Below are 19,302 nucleotides of genomic sequence, written 5' to 3' on the forward strand. Positions count from 1 at the left end.
CAGAAGCCGAGCCGCAGGCGAAGGCTGATGCGGAGGGGGGCATACGCGGCGCCGCAAAGCAGCGCCGGATGGCGAGGGCTGATGCGGTGGCGGGTGTACGCGGCGCCCCCAGACTGCGGCGGGCGACCACGCCAGGTTGTTTCTGTAGTTTCCCTTCGTTGGTGCCCCTTCGTGGATTCCTCTTTTGCCCTTTTGGATAACCTCAATTGTTTCAGGCAATGCGGGTCAAGCGTCGGGGACGGTTGGAGAAGCAAACTCCTCGGCAGCCATTTTCCGGGTCACCTGGCGAATGAATTCAATCCAGATGGGTAGGGCCGCCCTGCCTCCCGTTTCTCCTCTGCCCAGCGATCGCTTCTGATCGTAACCCACCCAGACGCCACAGGTAAGGCTGGGAGTGAGACCGATGAACCAGGCATCGGTGTAGTCATTGGTTGTCCCCGTCTTGCCCGCGACTGCTCGATCGAGGACACGGGCACGACTAGCCGTGCCCTCGGCAACCACGCTTTGCAACAGGGCCACCATGGTCCTGGCCGTCTCCCGGGAAACGACATCGCTCACCTCGACCAGTTGCTCCTCCTGGGTTGTCCCTTCGTAATCGGTCACCTTCCGCAGGTAACGGGGTGTCATCCGAACCCCATCGTTGCCAAAGGTGCTGTAAGCCGAAGTCATTTCAAGCAGGGTCACCTCGGCGGCGCCGAGCGCCACCGGCAAATAGGGAGCCAAACCGGGACTGGAGATGCCGAATCTCCGGGCGGTCCGGAGAACTTGTGTAATGCCGAATCGGCTCGCCAACCTGACTGCAGGGATATTGCGAGAGCGGGCAAACGCCCGTCTCAAAGTAATCGGGCCTTCAAACCTTCCATCGTAATTTCGGGGACTCCAGGTTCCATCGCTACCCGGAAAACTGATGGGAGCATCCTCAATCAGGTCCTCCGGCGCCATTCCCTCTTCCAATGCGACCGTGTAGACGAAAGGCTTGAAGGCTGAACCGGGTTGCCGGTAGGCCTGGGTGGCGCGATTGAACTTGCTCCGTCCAAAATCCTGCCCGCCCACCATTGCCTTGATCTCTCCGCTGGCGTTGTCAATGGCTACAAGCGCACCCTGCACCCTCGGCCTTCCATTGGTCTCCACGCCTCTCCAGCCGTGCCTCCGATCATAGGCCTCCAATCCACTCGTCAGAGCCTCGACGGCTGCCTTCTGCATTTCCAGGTTCAGCGTCGTATAGGCTCTCAAGCCTCTCTGGCTGACTGTTTGGAATCCGTAGGTTTCTGCCAGGTATTTTCGAACCTCCTCGGTGAAATAGGGGGCCCGCTCGCTTACCCGGGAAGCAATGCGCAATCCGAGAGGCGCCTGGCTGGCTGCCTCCGCCCTTTCCCGGGTGATCTTCCCTTCCGCCACCATTCGCCGCAGCACGTAGTTGCGGCGGACCGTTACCCGGTCTTCCATCTGCATGGGAGACCGCAAATGGGCGATCGCGGGAAGCGCGGCCAGGACGGCAACCTCATCCAGACTCAGGTCCTTCAGCTCCTTGCTGAAATAGAATTGAGCAGCCGCCGCAAACCCGTAGGTGCGATGCCCGAGCGGCACCTGATTGCAATAGAGCGTCAGAATCTGTTCCTTGGTATAGAAGCGTTCAATTTGAATGGAGAAAAGAAACTCCTGGAACTTTCGCTTGAAGCTCTTTTCGGAGGTCAGGAAACAGAGCCGGCTCAGTTGCTGAGTAATCGTGCTGGTACCCCGGATCCTCCCGCCTCCCATGGCCGCTTTGACCACGGCCCGAGCAACACCAGTCACATCCACCCCCCAATGCCTCTCGAAGTTCTTGTCTTCGGTAGCGATCAGGGCATCGCGAAGCAGTTGGGGAATATCGTGGTAGCCGATAACCACTCGGCGCTCCAGTGCGAAGGACCCCACGGTTCTTCCATCGTCCGAATAGAGTTCAGTGATGACATTGGGACGGTAGTCCTGGAGTTCCTGGACTCGGGGCAGATCGCTCTTGTAGACGATCAGCAACCCACCGAGCGCGCCGACTGCAATCGACAGAAACAACAGCAAGGCAAAGATCAGGCGACCAAAAACACGTTGGTCCCGGAAACGGAAGGAAAAGGAGACTGGAAGCGGCATTGGAATTTGGAAATTCCAGGCAAGACTACCCTAGAAGATAACAGACACTGTAGAGGAAATTCAACGGCACCCGGTCCATTTTGCCTTGGAAAAACCATCCGGACGACACTGGATGTTATAGGTGCCAACTAACGGTTATTTGACAGGCAAACACTCAGATATTATATTCTGTCCGCTTGCACAATGCGTCGTGCAAGTGCCCTAAGTTACTGATTTTACAAATTATCATTGAGGAGGGTCTCAGACCATGAGCAAGATCATCGGCATCGATCTGGGCACGACCAATTCAGTCGTGGCCGTGATGGAGGCGGGCGAGCCGACTGTCATTACCAGCCCCGAGGGCAGTCGAACCACTCCTTCAACCGTGGCCTTCGCCAAGGGAGGTGAACGGTTGGTAGGACAGGTTGCCAAGAGGCAGGCCGTAACCAATCCGGAGAATACGATCTATTCCATCAAGCGTTTCATGGGGCGCAAGTATGCGGAAGTGAACGAGGAGATGAAGATCGTCCCCTACAAGGTGACTCCCGCCGCCAACAACGACGTCCGGGTGTCGATCATGGGAAAGGAGCACAGTCCGCCGGAAATTTCTTCCATGATTCTGCAAAAGATGAAGACCGCGGCCGACGAGTACCTGGGACAGACGGTCACCAAGGCCGTGGTCACCGTTCCCGCCTACTTTAACGACTCCCAGCGTCAGGCCACCAAGGACGCCGGGAAAATCGCCGGTCTGGAGGTTCTGAGAATCGTCAACGAACCCACGGCAGCCGCTCTCGCCTACGGTCTCGACAAAAAGAAAGACGAGACCATTGCCGTCTATGACTTCGGGGGCGGAACCTTCGACATCTCCATTCTGGAAGTGGGCGAGGGGGTGGTTGAGGTCAAGTCCACCAACGGGGACACCCACTTGGGAGGAGACAACATTGACCAGCGGATTATCGACTGGATCGTCGATGAGTTCATCAAGGATCAGGGGATCGATCTCTCCAAGGACAAGATGGCCTTGCAGCGGCTCAAGGAAGCTGCCGAAAAAGCAAAAATGGAGCTCTCGACCACTCTGGAAACCGAGATCAATCTGCCCTTTGTGACGGCCGATGCCTCGGGACCCAAGCACTTGAACATGAAGCTCACCCGAGCCAAGTTCGAAGGGTTGGTGGAGGACATCCTGCAACGCAGCGTCGAGCCCTGCAAGCTGGCCCTCAGGGACTCCGGGGTCAACCCCGAGGACATCAACGAAGTGGTATTGGTCGGCGGCTCGACTCGAATCCCCCGGGTGCAGCAAATCGTGAAGGAGCTTTTCAAAAGGGACCCCCACAAAGGGGTAAACCCGGACGAGGTGGTAGCCATTGGGGCCGCTGTTCAAGCCGGAGTTCTGGGTGGAGACGTCAAGGATCTCCTGCTGCTGGACGTGACACCCCTCTCCCTGGGAATTGAAACGCTGGGAGCGGTCTTCACCAAACTGATCGAGCGCAACACCACCATCCCCACTCGCAAGAGCGAAATTTTCTCCACGGCCGCCGACAATCAAACCTCGGTGGAAGTCCACGTTCTGCAGGGAGAGCGGAGCATGGCCAAGGACAACCGAACCTTGGGCAAGTTCCATCTGGTGGGGATTCCTCCGGCGGCCCGCGGCGTTCCTCAAGTCGAGGTCACTTTCGACATCGACGCCAACGGCATCGTGAATGTCTCCGCCAAGGACCTCGGCACCAACAAGGAGCAGAACATCACCATCACCGCCTCCAGCGGCTTGTCCAAGGACGAGATCGAAGACATGACTCGCGAAGCGGAAGCACACTCCGAAGAGGACCGCAAGTACAAGGAGGAGGTAGAGGCCCGGAATAACGCAGACAACTTGGTCTACAACACCGAAAAGCTGTTGAAAGAGAATCGCGACAAAGTCCCGGAATCGGACGTAGCTGCCATTGAATCGGCCCTGGAGAATTGCCGCAAAGCCATCGATGAAGGGGGTTCGGAGCGTATCAACTCGGCTGTCGAAGAGTTGACTCAAGCCACCCACAAGCTGGCCGACGTCCTCTACAAGCAGGCCGCGCCTCAGGGCGATCCCACACCCTCCACACCTGGAGACTCTTCCGACGAGGCGGCCGCGGAGGGAGAGGTCATCGATGCCGAGTATGAAGAGAGCGACGAAAAGAAGAAGTAAGACCTGCTGCGGGTACCCGTCGGGCGCCATGCCCGCTGCTTGCATGGCAGGGTTGGCGACAGGTACCCGCAGCCGCTGCAACCGAGGTGAGGGCCGAAGCCGGTTTCGCCTCCCCCGAGACCTGTAATGAACCGACAGAATTTCTACAAGACTCTAGGAGTAGGCCGTGGAGCCTCACTTGACGACATCAGAAAATCGTACCGGAAACTGGCTCGCAAGTACCACCCGGATGTCAACCCCGGAGACCGGGCATCCGAGGAACGCTTCAAGAAGATTTCGGAGGCCTACGACGTCCTGAGCGATCCCAAGAAGCGGGAAGTCTACGACGCGTACGGCGCCTATTCGGAGAATTTTCGCCCGCCCCCGGGCGGCGGCGGATTCGATTTCTCCGGATTTGACTTTTCCGACCTGGGAAGCTCGGGTTTTTCCGATTTCTTTACCCGGATGTTCCAGGGTCGATCCGAACCGGTAAGACCGCAAGGGCGCGACCTCGAATACCAGATCTCGATGAGCTTCGACGACGCCTTGAAGGGCCTTCGAACACAAATCGCCTACGATCGGATGGAGGTCTGCCGGAATTGCCGGGGAAGTGGCCAGGCATCGGCCGCCCGGGCGGGAACCTGTTCTCTCTGCCGCGGGACCGGCAAATTGGACCAGATGAGAGGGCGTGCCCGCCTGACAACGAATTGTCATCGGTGTGGAGGTACGGGACGCAACAGCCGGCCATGCGCCTCCTGCAGGGGGCAAGGACGCACCAGCAGTCCTTCCAGGCTGGAGGCCAAGATTCCTGCCGGTGTACAGAACGGCTCTCGTATCCGGTTTGCCGGAAAGGGGGAAGCCGGTCTGGGAGGTGCTCCTTCGGGCGACCTCTATGTGGTAGCCAAGGTGACTCCTCATCCCTTCTTCGAAAGGAAGGGGGACAATATTTATTGCAAGGTTCCCGTGACAGTCACCGAAGCGGCATTGGGCGCCAAGATCCAGGTCCCTACCGTAGACGGCCGGTCTCTGTTGAAGATTCCCCCTGGAACACAGGGCGGGCAGAAATTCAGGCTGCGTGGCAAAGGGGCCCCATCCTTGAGAGCAGCCCAACGGGGAGACCAGTTCGTGGAAGTGAGGGTGGTGGTTCCCAAGATCGCGGATGAGCGCAGCAAGGAACTCCTGCGGGAGTTGGCACAACTCAATCCTGGCGATCCCCGAACCGGTCTGGCACAGTACTGAACAACCAATCCAGCCAGACTGTCGTGGCCCCGGACGTGGAGGCGGACCACATGAAGAAACATCGCAAGAGGGTCTATACTATCAGCAACGTCGCCGCGGCCTACGACATTCATCCACAGACACTGCGACTCTATGAGAAGCATGGCCTGCTGAAGCCTTCGCGCTCGCAGGGAAATACCAGGCTCTACTCCGAGCGGGATCTGCACAGACTGGAGTTGATCTTGAACCTGACCCGTGAACTGGGAGTCAACCTGGCAGGAGTTGAAATCATTCTCAACATGCGGGCCAAAATGGAAAAAATGCAGCAAGAGGTGAGGGAATTCCTGCAGGTCATCGGGTCTGAATTGGCCGAGCAATCCCCGCGTTTCGATTCCAAAGCGGAAAACGCCCTGGTGCGAACGGCGCCGTCCAAAATCATACGCCTGGACAGGAGATAGCCCAGTGGAAGCCGTGTCTGAATGCCCGGAATGCGGCGGCAGCGGTTGGAAGAGGATGGATCAGGCCGGACGGCGGGGTGTGGCTCGTTGTCCCTGCCGCGAGCAGAGCAAGATGCAGCAGTTGATCGAGGCAGCCCGCATCCCGCCCCGCTATCAGGAGTGCAGGTTCGAGAGCTTTTTTCCGCACCGCAAACACCCCACACTAGGCAAGGCCAAGACAATGGCCTCTCGCTTCGTCGAGGATTATCCCGTGGTGGACTGCGGACTTCTCATCCTGGGCGACTGCGGGGTCGGAAAGACCCACCTGGCCGTGTCGATCATCCGCGCTCTGATGCTTCGCTACGGAACCTGGTGTGTTTTCTACGACTTCCGGGAACTGCTCAAGCAGATCCAAAGCTCCTTCAACCCTGTATCAGGGACCACCGAATGGCAAATTCTCGAACCCGTGCTGCAATGCGATGTCCTGCTTCTGGACGACCTGGGGGCCGAACGTCCCACCGACTGGGTTCGAGACACCTTCGCTTACATCATCAACCACCGCTACAACCAGAAGCGCACCACTCTCATCACGTCGAATTTCAAGGACGGAGAATCCAAAATTCGGAAGCTCAGTGACGGGAGTGTAGTGGCCGGTCAGGAAACGCTCGCAGAACGCATCGGTGATCGCTTGCGTTCCCGTCTCTATGAGATGTGCAAAGTGATCAGGATTTCGGCAAACGACTTTCGAGTCGAAATAAAGCAGGCTCAATACAAGTGATGAATTGCTGATTGCTGATCGGGTGAAGGAACCGCTGATCGTGCTGCAGACCCATAATCCACAATCAAGGGAGCCCATTGCAAAATTCGGCAGCGGGAGGATTGCCGGGAATGGCCACAAAAGGCATTAGAACACCATTTGTGCCTGTTGTGCTTTTTGGGGTTAAACAGCGTTTTTCACCAGGTCGCAACCGATATTGAAAATGGCAGAACCTCTGGTTTGCCGGCAAGATGACCTGCCCCGATGCGAATTTGCAATCAGCTCGATGATCGACATTTCCAGCGATTTTTTCGTCTCAAGAGATCCAGGGTTGAAGCAGACCTAGAACCTACGTGACCATTCCCGGGGCCAGCGCTCAATGACCACCTTCTTCTCGGTATAAAATTCCACCGCGTCACGACCCTGGCCGTGAAGGACTCCCAGAAAGCTGTCCTTCCAACCGCTGAACGGGAAGTAGGCCATGGGAGCAGCCACTCCGATATTGACCCCCACATTCCCCACCGGTACTTCATATCGGAATTTGCGGGCGGCGGCACCACTGCCGGTAAAGATGGAGGCAGCGTTCCCGTAGGGGTTGCCGGCCACAACTTCAATAGCATCTTCGACGCTGTCCACGTGGAAAAGGCTGAGCACCGGTCCGAAGATCTCGGTTCGGGATGTCTCGCTCCCCGGCGGCACCCCATCCAGAATGGTTGGCGACACGAAAAATCCCCGTTCATAGTTGGGAATGCTGGGGTTTCGCCCATCCACCAGCACCTCGGCGCCCTCTGAGGCGCCTCGCCCGATGGCACCCTCAATCCGTTGCTGGCTCTCCCGACTCACGACCGGTCCCATCTGAACCCCTTCCTCCAGGCCGTAGCCAACTCTGATGGACCGGGCCATCTCGGCCACCGAGCGGGTAAAGGGCTCACGCGCCTCCCCTACGGTGACTGCCGCGGATACGGCCAAACATCGCTGCCCCGCGCACCCGAAGGCGCTGTCGCTGACGATCTGTGTCGTGGTCGGCATATCGGCGTCCGGCAGGACCACCACGTGGTTTTTGGCACCTCCCTGACACTGCACCCTCTTGCCCTGGGCGGCACCTCTGCCGTAGACATGCCTGGCAACCGCCGTCGATCCCACAAAGCTGATCGCACGCACCTCGGGATGGTCAATGAGGGCATCCACCACCTCACGGTTCCCGTTGAGCAGGTTCACAACTCCTGGCGGGAGGTGGAGCTGCTCCAGCAACTCGAACACCCGCCGCATCGTCAACGGCACGCGCTCGGACGGTTTCAGCACGAAGGTATTGCCGCAGGCCAGCGCGTAAGGCAGGAACCACAAGGGAATCATGGAGGGAAAGTTGAAGGGCGTGACGGCCGCCACCACCCCCAGCGGCTGGCGAATCATGATTTCATCGATGCCGCGGGCAACGTCCTCCAGGTTGTAACCCTGCATCAGCGTGGGAATCCCGCAGGCAACCTCCACGTTTTCGATGCCTCGCCTCAGTTCTCCGCGAGACTCGGCCAGTGTCTTGCCGTGCTCCCGGGTGGTGAGCCGCGCGATCTCCTCAAAATGCTCCTCCAGCAGCTGCTTGAACTTGAACAGGTACTGAACACGCTCTCCCGGAGGGGTGCGCCTCCAGCCGGGAAATGCCCTGGCGGCCGCATCCACCACCCGGGACACGTCGCCGGCATCTCCAAGGGGATTGTGGGCGAGTTTCTCCCCCGTGGCCGGGTTGACAATTTTCAGGCTGTCCTTGCCGAGGGAATGGCTCCAGGCACCATTAAAGAAGTTCAATACTTCAATTGCTTCCGGCATCGCTCCACCACCCTTTCCGGAACCGTGGGATGTTCACATCCAAATTGGAAAAGCCCAGGCTACTTGAGCCGGGTGCAAGATTCTTCGTGCAGCGCTGGTTCCCTATTCCACCACAACTTGCTACCTGGGGAATTTTGCAAAAGGCCGTTTGAGAAAAGGGGGACAGCGAGGGTTAATGCTTGACTCGAACTCTTCGGGTCCATATACTTGGTCGCCTGTCCCAAATTTCGAACCTAAACCAGGAACTTATGGCCCAGGTCACCACAAACAGCTTTGCCATCGGCGAAAAAGTCGTTTACCCCAACCATGGCGTCGGCGTCATCGAGCAAATTGACCGGCGCAGCATCTCCGGAAAACTGGAAGCCTTCTATCATCTCAAGATTGCAGCCAACAACATGATGGTGATGATCCCGGCAACCAACGCCACCGACGTCGGCTTGAGACGACTGATCAAGAAAGCGGAAGTTACCAAGGTTCTGAAACACTTGAAGAACACCAAGGTCAACAATGCCACTGACTGGAAAAACCGCTTCAAGGAGAATTCGGAGAAAATGCGGACAGGATGTATCTTCCAGGTGGCCGACGTCCTCAAGAGTCTCTCCCTGCTGAGCGTCAACCGAATACTATCCTTCCGCGAAAAGAAAATGCTCGACCGCGCCCGGCAACTCATCGTCAGCGAGTTGGCAACGGTTTCCGACGTCTCCGAAGATCAGGCCCAACAACTCATCGACGGAGCTTTGATTCAGGCCTAGGTGGTTCGGACTCCACTTTCCCCCGCAGCAAATTCCTCCTTAAGCACAGACATCATCAGCGTATCGGCGTATCCTCGGCCGACGTAGCGGTCTTTGCGCAACAGGCCTTCGGACTGGAACCCGCACTTGCGGTAGACGCGAATGGCCGCGTCGTGATTGGAGGCAACTCTCAGATAGATTCTCTGGAGACTCATCTCCTCAAAGCCCCGCCTCAGCATTTCCTGCACGGCCCAGGTGCCGTATCCTCGATTCCAGTACTCCCTCTCCCCGATCATCACGGCCAGTTCGGCCTTGCGGTCGACCCAGCGGATGGCGTGCAAACCGACGGAGCCGATCGGGCGACCCTCACGCGTCTCGATGGCAAAGACTCTCTCGGTGTGACTCCGGGACAACTCCTCCAGCCATCGGTATCCATCGCTACCGGAGGCCGGGTAAGCAACCGCCTGCGACAGGTAAAGCGTGACGGCGGCATCGTTTACCCAGCGGATCAGAGAGTCGATATCCCCCGGTTCCAGCGCCCTCAGTCTTGCTTCCAAGGGTTCTGCTTGCCGGGACGGAACATCGTTCCGACTACATGTCCTTGAACAGGCAGTTTCCATCTGCATCGGGTCTCCCCGCCCCATATCCGCTTCACCCTCCCATGCGGGAATCCAAACAGACCGCAGAATCCGGCTTCCCTTCGGGAAGGGACTCAGGTCTCCAATTCCACGTTCCAGTAGAGGTAATCGCGCCAGGTGTCGGGAGCATTCCTGAAAACAAGAGTAAGGTTGAGGTTTGGCACCCACTCAGGCTCCGACGGCTTCCGAATCAAGCGCATGCCGGCCTCTTCCGGAGTTCTTCCTCCCTTTTTGCGATTGCAAGCGATGCAGGCTGTCACGATGTTGTCCCAACTCTTCCCCCCACCGCGCGACACCGGTATCACATGGTCGAAGGTCAGTTCATCCCCGCGACGGGCGCTGCCACAATATTGGCAGCGGTGTCTGTCCCGAGCATAAATATTCGCCCTGGAAAACTTGATCATGCGGCTCTTCTTGACCTTGACATAGCGCAGGAGCCGAAGTACCGACGGCAACTTGACGGAGAAGGTCACGCTGCGAATCTCACGGGAGTACTCCTCGATCACCTCCACCTTGCCGGCAAACAGCAGGGTGATGGCTCTCTGCCAGCTAATGACCCGCAGCGGCTCAAAGGACGAGTTCAGCAGAAGGGTACTTTCCATGTCTCGGTAACTCCGGCCCGCCCTGGCCCTGGCCCAGCGTCGGCCCACACCCGGTTAAAGGTAAAAAAAAACCGACACGACTTGAAAAATCACAAGCGGCCGGTCAGGACATCTCTCGATAGCGAATCAGAGTCCAGCGCCGGGTATCCACACATCCTTGTGGTTGGTCAGGTATACCGTAAGAAAACGTCGATCGATCAAGAATCTCATGAGTCGTTGCCCTAATCAGGACCCTGTCAAGGTGTTTGAATTATCTATAGCCGATGGGTTTTGTCAAGCGGGCCGAATTGATTGACAGTGCCAACGGGGTTCCATTATGTTAGCCGGAATCGGGCGCGTAGCTCAGTTGGTACGAGCGCTACCTTGACACGGTAGAGGTCATCGGTTCGATCCCGGTCGCGCCCACCACCTCCCTGCCACCATGAAACAGAAACTGGCCATTCTGGGCGGTGATCCCGCCATGCCGGAGGGGATCGAACGAGCCCGTTGGCCGCGCTACAGTCAAGCGGAACTCGATGAGCTGTGCCGGGTCCTGAGAGAAGAGCAGCTTGGCGGATGCGACGCGCCCCAGATTGCCGCACTGGAGCAGGAGTGGTCGCAGCGCATGGACATTCCCTATTGTTGTGCGGTCGGCGCCGGTTCCGACGCCCTGCACATGGCGCTGTGGGCCGCCGGCGTCGGTCCCGGCGATGAAGTTCTGGTCCCTGCCTATACCTTTCTATCGGGGGCGCTCACCGTCCTCCATCAAGGGGCGGTGCCCGTGTTCGTGGATGTCCATCCCGACTCCTGCAACATGGATCCGGCACAGATCGAGCGGCACATCACCTCCAGAACCAAGGCCATCCTGCCTGTCCACCTTTCGGGGCTGCCGGCCGACATGGACGAGATCAACGCCGTCGCAAGACAACATGATCTGGCCGTGATTGAGGACGCCGCCCACGCTCCGGGGGCCACTTACAAGGGTCGGTCGGTCGGAAACCTGGGAGACGCAGCCGCCTTCAGCATCAACGCCATGAAGAATCTGCCGGCGGGCGAAGCCGGAATTTTCGCCACTCGACACCGGCACTTTTTCGAGCGGGTGGACGGCCTCTGGCTGCGGGTCCGTTTTCACAGGCCACGGGAGGAGCAAAAGTACCCGTTGGCGACCCTGGGCCACAACTATCGCTGCAGCGTGGTCTCGGCCGCCTTGGCTCGAGGCCAGTTGGCCCGGATCGACGAATTGAACGGAGAGAGACAAGCGCTGTGCGAGCGCCTGACCGGACAGATTCAGGACTTGCCGGGAGTGATCCCGCCGCGGGTTCCTCCGGACAGGAGTCACGCCTACCACCTCTATCGGGTGCGCTTCGACCCACGCGCTGCCGGTCTGGATCTGAAGCCTTCCGAATTCCGGGCCAAGGTCGTGGCAGCCCTGGGAGCGGAGGGGGTGCTATGCCGCTCCTGGATGAACTGGACCATTCCTTCCCTGCCCCTCTTCACCCGGCCGGAGGATTTTGAGGCCAACCATCCCTGGCGGCGACCCTGGCCCGCCGATCGTGTCTACGACCCCCGGGACTACCCGGAAGCCACCAGGTTGGTCGAGGAAACCTCACTGGTCATGGAAGCGCCCACCGCGGCCAGCCGCCAAGTCATCGATTTCATGGGAGAAGGGTTCCGCAAGGTCTTCTCCCGGATCGACGAGGTGGCCAAACTGCAACTGCCCGGTGAGCTGCTGGACGGAGGGGCGGCCAACCTCGACGAAATCCGGCGTTGGTTGGGCACCCCCCTGCCGGTGCAGCCAACCTGAGGAACCCGACATCGGTGGCGAATTCCCTGCGAGTCGGAATCATCGGAACCGGTCGTGCCGGACGTTGCCAGGCCAGGGCTTTTGAGCGCCTCCCGGACGTCGGCGTGACTGCCCTCTGGAACCGCACCCGGGCCAAGGCCGAGAGACTGGCCGCAGACCTGAAAGCCCCGGGATTGACAGTATTCGACGACTGGCGCCAAATGATCGACCGGAGCCGGGTCGATATCATCAGCATCGCCACCGATCCGGTTCTCCGCCTGGAACCTTTTGCCTACGCTCTTGCCAACGGACGCCACGTTCTGGTGGAAAAGCCACTAGCCTGGGACTTGCCGGAAGCCGAGGCCATGGCAAGGGCTGCCGGCGAGGCGGAAACGGTCACGGCCATCAGCTTCAACTGGCGTTATTCTCCGGCCTGTCTCACTTTGTGGCGGGCGCTCCGGGAAGGCCAGATCGGCAAACTGCTCGACATCCAGACCGAGTGGCGACTCTGCTTCAGCCCGGGATTGGATCCCTGGATCGCCAACAGCGGGGTGCTCAGGGAGTTGGGCAGCCATGAATTCGACCGCGCCCGGCACCTCACCGGCTGGCAATTCCTGCGTCTGTCCTGCTCTCTGCGGTCGGCGCCCGGCTCCAAGAACAGGAGCTTGTCCGGACGGAAGAACCCGGAGACATTTGCTTCGGTGCTGGCCGAGACGTCCGATGGGGCTGTTGGGAACGTTCGCTTGTTGATCAGCCCGGGCCAACCGGAACGGAGAATCGTCCTCGGCGGAGTGGAGGGAACATTGACTCTGCGCGGACAGTGGGTGACCGTGCCGCAGGACCGGGACAGCCAACGCCGGATGACACTGTGCAACGAGCTGCAGGTGATCCGGCAACGGTCCCGGGACAAGGATCCGGCCGTGCTGGACGTGGCTGACGCGGATTGCCAACCGGCAGAGGTGCTTTCGGGACAGCACACCTGGAACCGGCTGATTGCCGATTTTGTGTCAGCCGTTCGCAATGGAGACCGGGCGCATTGCAGCCTGCCCCACCTCCCGCATATCTCCGACGGGCTGGCTGCGCAGCGGTTGATTCGGGCCTGCGAAGTGTCCAGCGCCGAAGGGCGCTGGATCGACCTGGCCCCTCGGAGCAATGACTCGGCCGTGCGCTCCGGTGGGAAGGCTTAACCCGCATTTCTCACCAGGGGGCATGATCATGGCGCAGGAATTTTCCCTTCAGCGCGTGCTCGCGACCGAAGAGCGTAGCGGTTTCTACGGTCGAGGGAGCATGTGCGCGCTGAAGGGAAAAGGACAAGCCAGGGCATGCCCAGCGCCGTCTGTAATCCGAAACCCCTTGACACGGAGCCAATCAAGGTGCTGAAGATAATCTGCTTCCTGTGATGCCTTCAGCGGCCTGGTGAGAAATGCGGGTTAACCCCTGGTCCCGGAAAGGTGCATCGGCACCGAGGGTCAGAGGAGTTCGAACGATGTGGCTTCGCTTGGCGCTGGCGCTGACGTTGCCGTCTCTCCCAGCGTGGGGAGGCACCGCAGAGGAGGCCCGAAGAGAATTCTTCGAAAAGAGAATTCGTCCGGTTCTGGCCACCCACTGCACCTCCTGCCATGGTCCCGAGAGGCAGGAATCGAGCCTCCGGCTGGACACCCGGTACTTCCTGCTCAAGGGCGGCAGGTCAGGGCCGGTGGTGATGCCCGGCCAACCCCTCCAAAGTCGACTCTACCAGGCCGTCGCCTACCGCGACCCGCATTTGAAGATGCCGCCGACGGGGCCTCTACCTTCATCGGCCGTCGAGGACATACGCGCCTGGATTGAAGCCGGAGCCCCCTGGCCCGCAGCGGAGCCTGCCCCGATTTCCGGAGCTTCCGCCGAAGCGTTCGATCTTGCAGAACGCAAGCAGCGGCACCCCTGGATATGGGAGCCCCCGCTCAGCCAATCGCCGCCCTCCACCCGGGACAGTCGCTGGCCCCGGGATCCCGTCGACCGGTTTCTGCTGTCCAAGCTCGAGCCCAAGGGCCTGACTCCCGCTCCGGCCGCGGACCGCCGGACCTGGCTGCGCCGGGTCTCCTTCGCCTTGACGGGCCTGCCTCCCTCTCCGGAAGAAATTCAGCGGTTCGTCAACGACCGACGACCTGGCGCCCACGCCCTTGTGGTGGATCGCCTTCTGGCATCGCCCCGATTCGGCGAACGCTGGGCCCGGCACTGGATGGACCTGGTGCACTACGCCGAATCGCGGGGTCACGAAACCGATTTCCTCATCGCCAACGCCTTCCAGTATCGCGATTACCTGGTGCGGGCGTTCAACGCCGATATTCCCTACCGGCAACTGGTAGCGGAGCACGTTGCGGGCGACCTGCTGCCGGCTCCCCGAGTAGACCCGACTACCGGGGCCAACGAATCGGTGATTGCCACCGGTTGGCCCTTTTTCGGTGAAGAGGAAGACTCGCCGGTTGACCTGCGCCAGGATGAAATCGAACGACTCGACAACCGAATCGACGTGTTGAGCAAGACCTTCCTTGGATTGACGGTATCCTGCGCCCGCTGCCACGACCACAAGTTCGACGCCATTTCGCAGCGGGATTACTATGCCTTGTTCGGTTTCCTGCTGAGCTCCAGCTATCGCCAGGTGCGCTTTCAGTCCATGGAGCACAACCGGAAGGTGGCTCTCGAACTGGAGGCCCTGGCGTCGGAGCATCGGCCCCGAATTCTTAAGGCGGTGGGGTTGGCCCGGAAGCCGCACCTGCAACAAACGGCTGCCTACCTGACGGCGGTTCGGGACCTCGTCGAAGCCGAAAGGGAAACCGGATGCCGCTTCGACGACGGCGGATCGCTGCTGGAGTCGGTCGCCTGGCCCGGGCGCCTCGAGGTGAGGCTGCTGAAACACTGGACCAAGGCTGTCAAGAACGCCCTCGAGGACCCGTCCGACCCGCTGCACCCCATTGCCCGGGTGGTCCACCATTGGGACGGTCGCGACCCGCAAGGTGTTTCCAGAGTCCTGAAGGAGGTGTTGGATCCCTGGCGCAAGCAACTCAGCCTGAAGAAGATCCTGGAGGCCTCGGGTGCTCGGATCATTCAAGACTACACGAGCCTGAGCCCCCGTGACTGGCGGGTGGACGGACCCGGATTCGGCAGCCGTCCTCAAAGGGCCGGGGAGGTGCGATTGGGGAGGCGCGTCACTGCTCCCATTGCCCGTGTATTCCGGAATGCGGGCGCCCACAAGGACCCGGTCTGGGACGTATTGGAGCTGGTGCCGGGGACCGAACGCAATCCCGAACGCCTCCGGAACTGGGTGCGCGCCGGCCGCTCCCTGCGTACGCCTACCTTCACCCTGAAGACAGGCAAGCTCTACTATCTGGCCCGGGGGACGGTTCGGGTCTATGCCACCGTCGACTCCTACACCTTGCAGGAAGGCCCGCTTTACGACGAGTTGACCCGACGCTGGAAAGACATTCCTCGACTTAGCTGGATTGAGCACGATCTGACCGCCCACCGCGGCCATCGGGTTCACCTGGAGTTCAGCCCCGAGGGATCCGACGACCTGGCGATCGCCATGGTCATGGAAGCGTCACGCAAGCCAACTCCATATGAGCCTCCCAAGGGCCTCCTGATCGACAGACTGGCGGCCTGCCGGTCCTTGCCTGACTTGGCCCGGGTCTATCAAGAGCTGCTGCTGGAAGCTTCCGATCGCATGGCTTCCGACGCCATCGGCGGCTCTCCCCATTCGGCCTCATTCGCCCGGATTGCCGACTGGTTGGTCCAGCACCCGCACATCAGCCTGGGCCCACCGTCGGAACGAATAACGCGGCTTCAGGCTCTGGAGCCGTTCTTCTCCAATCAACAGAAACTGCTGGACAGGATTCAAGCCGTCTCCACTACAGCCCCCGCTCTGCTCGACGGCAACGGAATCGATCAACCCCTGCTGCAGCGTGGAGAGCCCCTGCAGCCGGGTCCCCCCGTCCCGAGAAGATTCCTGGAAGCCGTCGCGGGGCCGGAAACTCTGGCTTCCGGCGGGGGCAGCGGCCGCCTGCAACTGGCTGAGGTTCTGACGGCTTCCTCCAATCCATTGCTCGACCGGGTGTGGGTAAACCGGGTCTGGCACCACCTCTTTGGACGGGGTATCGTGACCTCGGTGGACAACTTCGGCTGGCTGGGGGAACGACCGAGCCACCCTGAGCTTCTGGACCACCTCTCCCACTGGTTCAGGGTCCGGGCCAAGGGTTCCCTCAAACACTTGATACGCAGAATCGTGCTTTCGCAATCCTATCGGATGTCCAGCCGGACATCCGACGCAGCAGCCGCCCGGATCGACCCCGAAAACCGGCTGCTGCATCGCATGAATCTGCGGCGGCTGGAAGCGGAAAGCATCCGGGATGCGGTGCTGGCAATTTCGGGACGTCTCGATCTGCAGATGTCCGGTCCGCCGGTGCCGGTTCACAAGGGCGACGTGGTCCTGTTTCGAGGCGCTCCCAAGAAGCTGGGGCCACTGGACGGAAACGGACGCCGCAGCATCTACATGGCTGCCCGGCGGAACTTTCTGTCCTCCCTGCTCCTGACCTTTGACACGCCCAAGCCCTTCGCCACGGTGGGACGGCGGGACGTTTCCAACGTTCCCGCCCAGTCCCTGGCCCTGATGAATCATCCCTTCTTCCACGAGCAGGCTCGGAGGTGGGCCCGGCGACTGGAGAAAGAGGGCGCCGATCAGTCCCCTGCCCGGCGTGTCCGGAAGATGTACCTGGAAGCCTTCGCCCGGCCGCCCACCGCGGCTGAATTGAACGCCTGTCTGAAATCGCTCGACCGGATGTCTCGCCTGCAGACCCATTCGGACAACCGCCTGTCGGCCTGGGGATCGCTGAGCCACGCTCTTTTCAATGTAAAGGAATTGATCTATATTCGATGAGTTGCCGGATCCAGATTCAGCCACAACCTGTCCGGACGAGCCTCTCCATGGACGCCCTGCCCACGCCGCTGACCCGGCGGCAGATGCTTCGCTGCTGTTCCACCGGTTTCGGCGCCCTGGCGCTGTCGGCGCTGCTGGCCGATCCTGCCTTTGGAACCAGGCCGAAGAGCGCAACCAGGTCTGGCGGTCCCGCGGCCCCGAAGCTGCCCCACTGGCGCCCGCGCGCTCGGAACGTCATCTTCCTCTACATGGAGGGAGGGGTTTCCCAGGTCGACAGCTTCGACTACAAGCCGCTTCTGAACCGCTTCCACGGCCGGCCTCCCGGAGAAGTCATCGGGAGACTGGAAGCCACCCAGTTCCAGGAGGTAGGGACCATCCTCCAATCGCCCTGGAACTTTCGACGCTACGGCCAAAGCGGTCGGTGGGTCAGCGATCTCTTTCCACACATTTCCCGTCATGTCGATGACCTCTGTGTCATTCGCTCCCTCACCTCCAAGTTTCCGGAACATACCAGCGCCAACTATTTTCTGCACACCGGCGTCGGGATTCAGGGCCGGCCCAGCCTGGGAGCCTGGAGTGTCTATGGACTGGGCAGCGAAAATCGGAATCTCCCCGGGTATATCGTGCTGAACGGCGGCGTGATTCCCTCAGGCGGGATCGACTGCTTCACCAACGGCTTCCTGCCGGCCACTTATCAGGGCTCGCTGTTTCAGGCCAAGGACCCTCCCGTGGCCAACATCCGATCCGATCGGACCCCGCCCCGGCTTCAAGCGGCCAAACGGGATCTGATCAAGGATCTGGACCGACTCTCCCTTCAGCAGATGGGAAAAGCCGACGCCGTGGAGTCGGCCATCGCCAACTATGAACTGGCTGCCCGCATGCAGATGGAGGTTCCCGATCTGATGGACATCAGCGGCGAATCTGCGTCGGTGCGGCGGCAGTACGGCCTTGAAGCCGCCTACGAACAGACGCGTCAGTTCGGCCGGCAATGCCTGGTTGCCCGTCGCCTGGTGGAACGAGGCGTCCGATTCGTGGAACTGACCTGCCCCACCATCCCGGGGCTCTCCCGCTGGGACGCCCACTTTGAACTAACGAAAAATCACAATCTGAACGCCCTGGCCACCGATCAGCCGATCGCGGCGCTTCTGGCCGACTTGAAGCGCTGCGGCCTGCTGGAGGAAACCCTGGTTCTGTGGGCAGGCGAGTTCGGCCGCACGCCCTTTGCCCAAAAGGAAGACGGGCGCGACCACAACGAGTTCGGATTTACGGTGTGGATGGCGGGTGGCGGGATCCGGGGTGGAATGACCTACGGCAGGACCGACGATTGGGGCTACAAGGCGGTGGAGAACCGATTGGAGATGCACGACCTCCACGCAACCATCCTGCACCTCCTGGGGCTGGACCACACCCGGCTCACCTATCGCTTCGGAGGACGCGATATGCGCTTGACCGACGTCTACGGGAGAGTGGTGAAGGACATTCTGGCTACTGCCTGACCATTGGCCGATCCCTCTCGAGCCTTCTCCAAGGCCTTAGTGGCTCTTCGTCGTCCTTCGTGCCCTTCGTGGATAACTCTTTTCGTTCGCGCTAATCCTCCTCAGCCAGAATCTGAGACAACAGTTCCGGATCGACGTTGCCGCCACTGATCACGGTGACGCTCCGCCGGGCAGGCGGCAGCTCTTGTTGATGATAGAGAAAGGCGGCGAAGGTCACGGCGCCGCTGGGCTCCACCACCAGCCGTGCATCCAGGATCAACTTACGCACCGCCTTGCGAATCTCGTCCTCGCTGACGGTGATGATATCGTCCACGAAGGTCCGAATATGCTCAAAGGTGATGTCGCCTATGCGCGTGGCTCTCATGCCGTCGGCGATCGTTCTTCCGGTCTGCTCGATGGGAAGTTCCACAATCCTTCCGCTTCGCAGGCTGGCTTGAGCGTCGTTGGCCCACTCCGGCTCCACACCCACCACGTGAATTTCAGGACGACTAAGCTTCAAGGCTGCGGCCACTCCGCTGATAAGGCCCCCTCCCCCTATTGGAACCAGGACCAGTTCCACATCGGGAAGGTCCTGGAGGATCTCCAGACCCACCGTTGCCTGGCCGGCAATGATGGTTTCGTCGTCGAAGGGCGGCACCATGGCCAACCCCCGTTCGGCCGCCAGAGATTC

Annotated in this window: 14 protein-coding genes and 1 tRNA gene; 10 read left to right on the top strand and 5 right to left on the bottom strand. The window is 60.3% G+C overall.

The window, feature by feature from the left end:
* Positions 1–225: 225 nt before the first annotated feature.
* The gene (locus OXI69_09350; GenBank protein MDE2666346.1) at positions 226–2,124 is read right to left on the bottom strand and encodes a PBP1A family penicillin-binding protein; all 1,899 of its coding nucleotides are present in this window, start codon (positions 2,122–2,124) and stop codon (positions 226–228) included.
* 247 nt (positions 2,125–2,371) lie between these two features.
* Between OXI69_09350 and dnaK the strand changes: the two genes are divergently transcribed.
* The 4 genes from dnaK to OXI69_09370 all read left to right on the top strand — a co-directional run bounded on the left by dnaK (position 2,372) and on the right by OXI69_09370 (position 6,694).
* Positions 2,372–4,282 (top strand): molecular chaperone DnaK, encoded by a 1,911-nt coding sequence (gene dnaK, locus OXI69_09355; protein ID MDE2666347.1) that lies wholly within the window; start codon positions 2,372–2,374, stop codon positions 4,280–4,282.
* A 126-nt stretch (positions 4,283–4,408) separates the two neighbouring features.
* A complete protein-coding gene (locus OXI69_09360) occupies positions 4,409–5,500 on the top strand; it encodes a J domain-containing protein (protein ID MDE2666348.1) in 1,092 nt (363 codons plus the stop codon).
* A gap of 50 nt (positions 5,501–5,550) precedes the next feature.
* The gene (locus OXI69_09365; GenBank protein ID MDE2666349.1) at positions 5,551–5,937 is read left to right on the top strand and encodes a helix-turn-helix transcriptional regulator; all 387 of its coding nucleotides are present in this window, start codon (positions 5,551–5,553) and stop codon (positions 5,935–5,937) included.
* A gap of 4 nt (positions 5,938–5,941) precedes the next feature.
* The gene (locus OXI69_09370; protein ID MDE2666350.1) at positions 5,942–6,694 is read left to right on the top strand and encodes an ATP-binding protein; all 753 of its coding nucleotides are present in this window, start codon (positions 5,942–5,944) and stop codon (positions 6,692–6,694) included.
* A 321-nt stretch (positions 6,695–7,015) separates the two neighbouring features.
* On the opposite strand, the gene OXI69_09375 is transcribed toward OXI69_09370, so the two are convergent.
* Entirely contained in the window at positions 7,016–8,494 is a 1,479-nt protein-coding gene (locus OXI69_09375; protein MDE2666351.1) for a CoA-acylating methylmalonate-semialdehyde dehydrogenase, read from the bottom strand.
* A 248-nt stretch (positions 8,495–8,742) separates the two neighbouring features.
* On the opposite strand from OXI69_09375, the gene OXI69_09380 reads away from it, so the two are divergent.
* Entirely contained in the window at positions 8,743–9,246 is a 504-nt protein-coding gene (locus OXI69_09380) for a CarD family transcriptional regulator (protein ID MDE2666352.1), read from the top strand.
* On the opposite strand, the gene OXI69_09385 is transcribed toward OXI69_09380, so the two are convergent.
* Together OXI69_09385 and OXI69_09390 are read right to left on the bottom strand one after the other, a co-directional pair.
* On the bottom strand, positions 9,243–9,782 hold the full coding sequence (locus tag OXI69_09385) for a GNAT family protein (GenBank protein ID MDE2666353.1): 540 nt from the start codon (positions 9,780–9,782) through the stop codon (positions 9,243–9,245). The two genes, OXI69_09380 and OXI69_09385, sit on opposite strands and share 4 nt — an antisense overlap.
* A 155-nt stretch (positions 9,783–9,937) precedes the next feature.
* Positions 9,938–10,465, bottom strand: a complete 528-nt coding sequence (locus tag OXI69_09390; GenBank protein ID MDE2666354.1) for an HNH endonuclease — start codon at positions 10,463–10,465, stop codon at positions 9,938–9,940.
* A 331-nt stretch (positions 10,466–10,796) separates the two neighbouring features.
* Between OXI69_09390 and OXI69_09395 the strand changes: the two genes are divergently transcribed.
* The 5 genes from OXI69_09395 to OXI69_09415 all read left to right on the top strand — a co-directional run bounded on the left by OXI69_09395 (position 10,797) and on the right by OXI69_09415 (position 18,632).
* A tRNA-Val gene (locus OXI69_09395) sits at positions 10,797–10,873 on the top strand.
* Between the two features lie 13 nt (positions 10,874–10,886).
* Positions 10,887–12,248, top strand: coding sequence for a DegT/DnrJ/EryC1/StrS family aminotransferase (locus OXI69_09400; protein ID MDE2666355.1), 1,362 nt, complete (start codon positions 10,887–10,889; stop codon positions 12,246–12,248).
* A gap of 14 nt (positions 12,249–12,262) precedes the next feature.
* Complete coding sequence (locus OXI69_09405; GenBank protein MDE2666356.1) at positions 12,263–13,414, top strand: Gfo/Idh/MocA family oxidoreductase; 1,152 nt, start codon at positions 12,263–12,265, stop codon at positions 13,412–13,414.
* Between the two features lie 299 nt (positions 13,415–13,713).
* Entirely contained in the window at positions 13,714–17,136 is a 3,423-nt protein-coding gene (locus tag OXI69_09410; GenBank protein ID MDE2666357.1) for a PSD1 and planctomycete cytochrome C domain-containing protein, read from the top strand.
* A 47-nt stretch (positions 17,137–17,183) separates the two neighbouring features.
* The gene (locus OXI69_09415) at positions 17,184–18,632 is read left to right on the top strand and encodes a DUF1501 domain-containing protein (protein MDE2666358.1); all 1,449 of its coding nucleotides are present in this window, start codon (positions 17,184–17,186) and stop codon (positions 18,630–18,632) included.
* Between the two features lie 91 nt (positions 18,633–18,723).
* Here OXI69_09415 and OXI69_09420 read toward each other — a convergent pair.
* The coding region (locus tag OXI69_09420) for a pyridoxal-phosphate dependent enzyme (GenBank protein ID MDE2666359.1) at positions 18,724–19,302 on the bottom strand (579 nt) is incomplete at its 5' end.

Source organism: Acidobacteriota bacterium (assembly GCA_028875575.1).
Classification (GTDB): domain Bacteria; phylum Acidobacteriota; class Terriglobia; order Versatilivoradales; family Versatilivoraceae; genus Versatilivorator.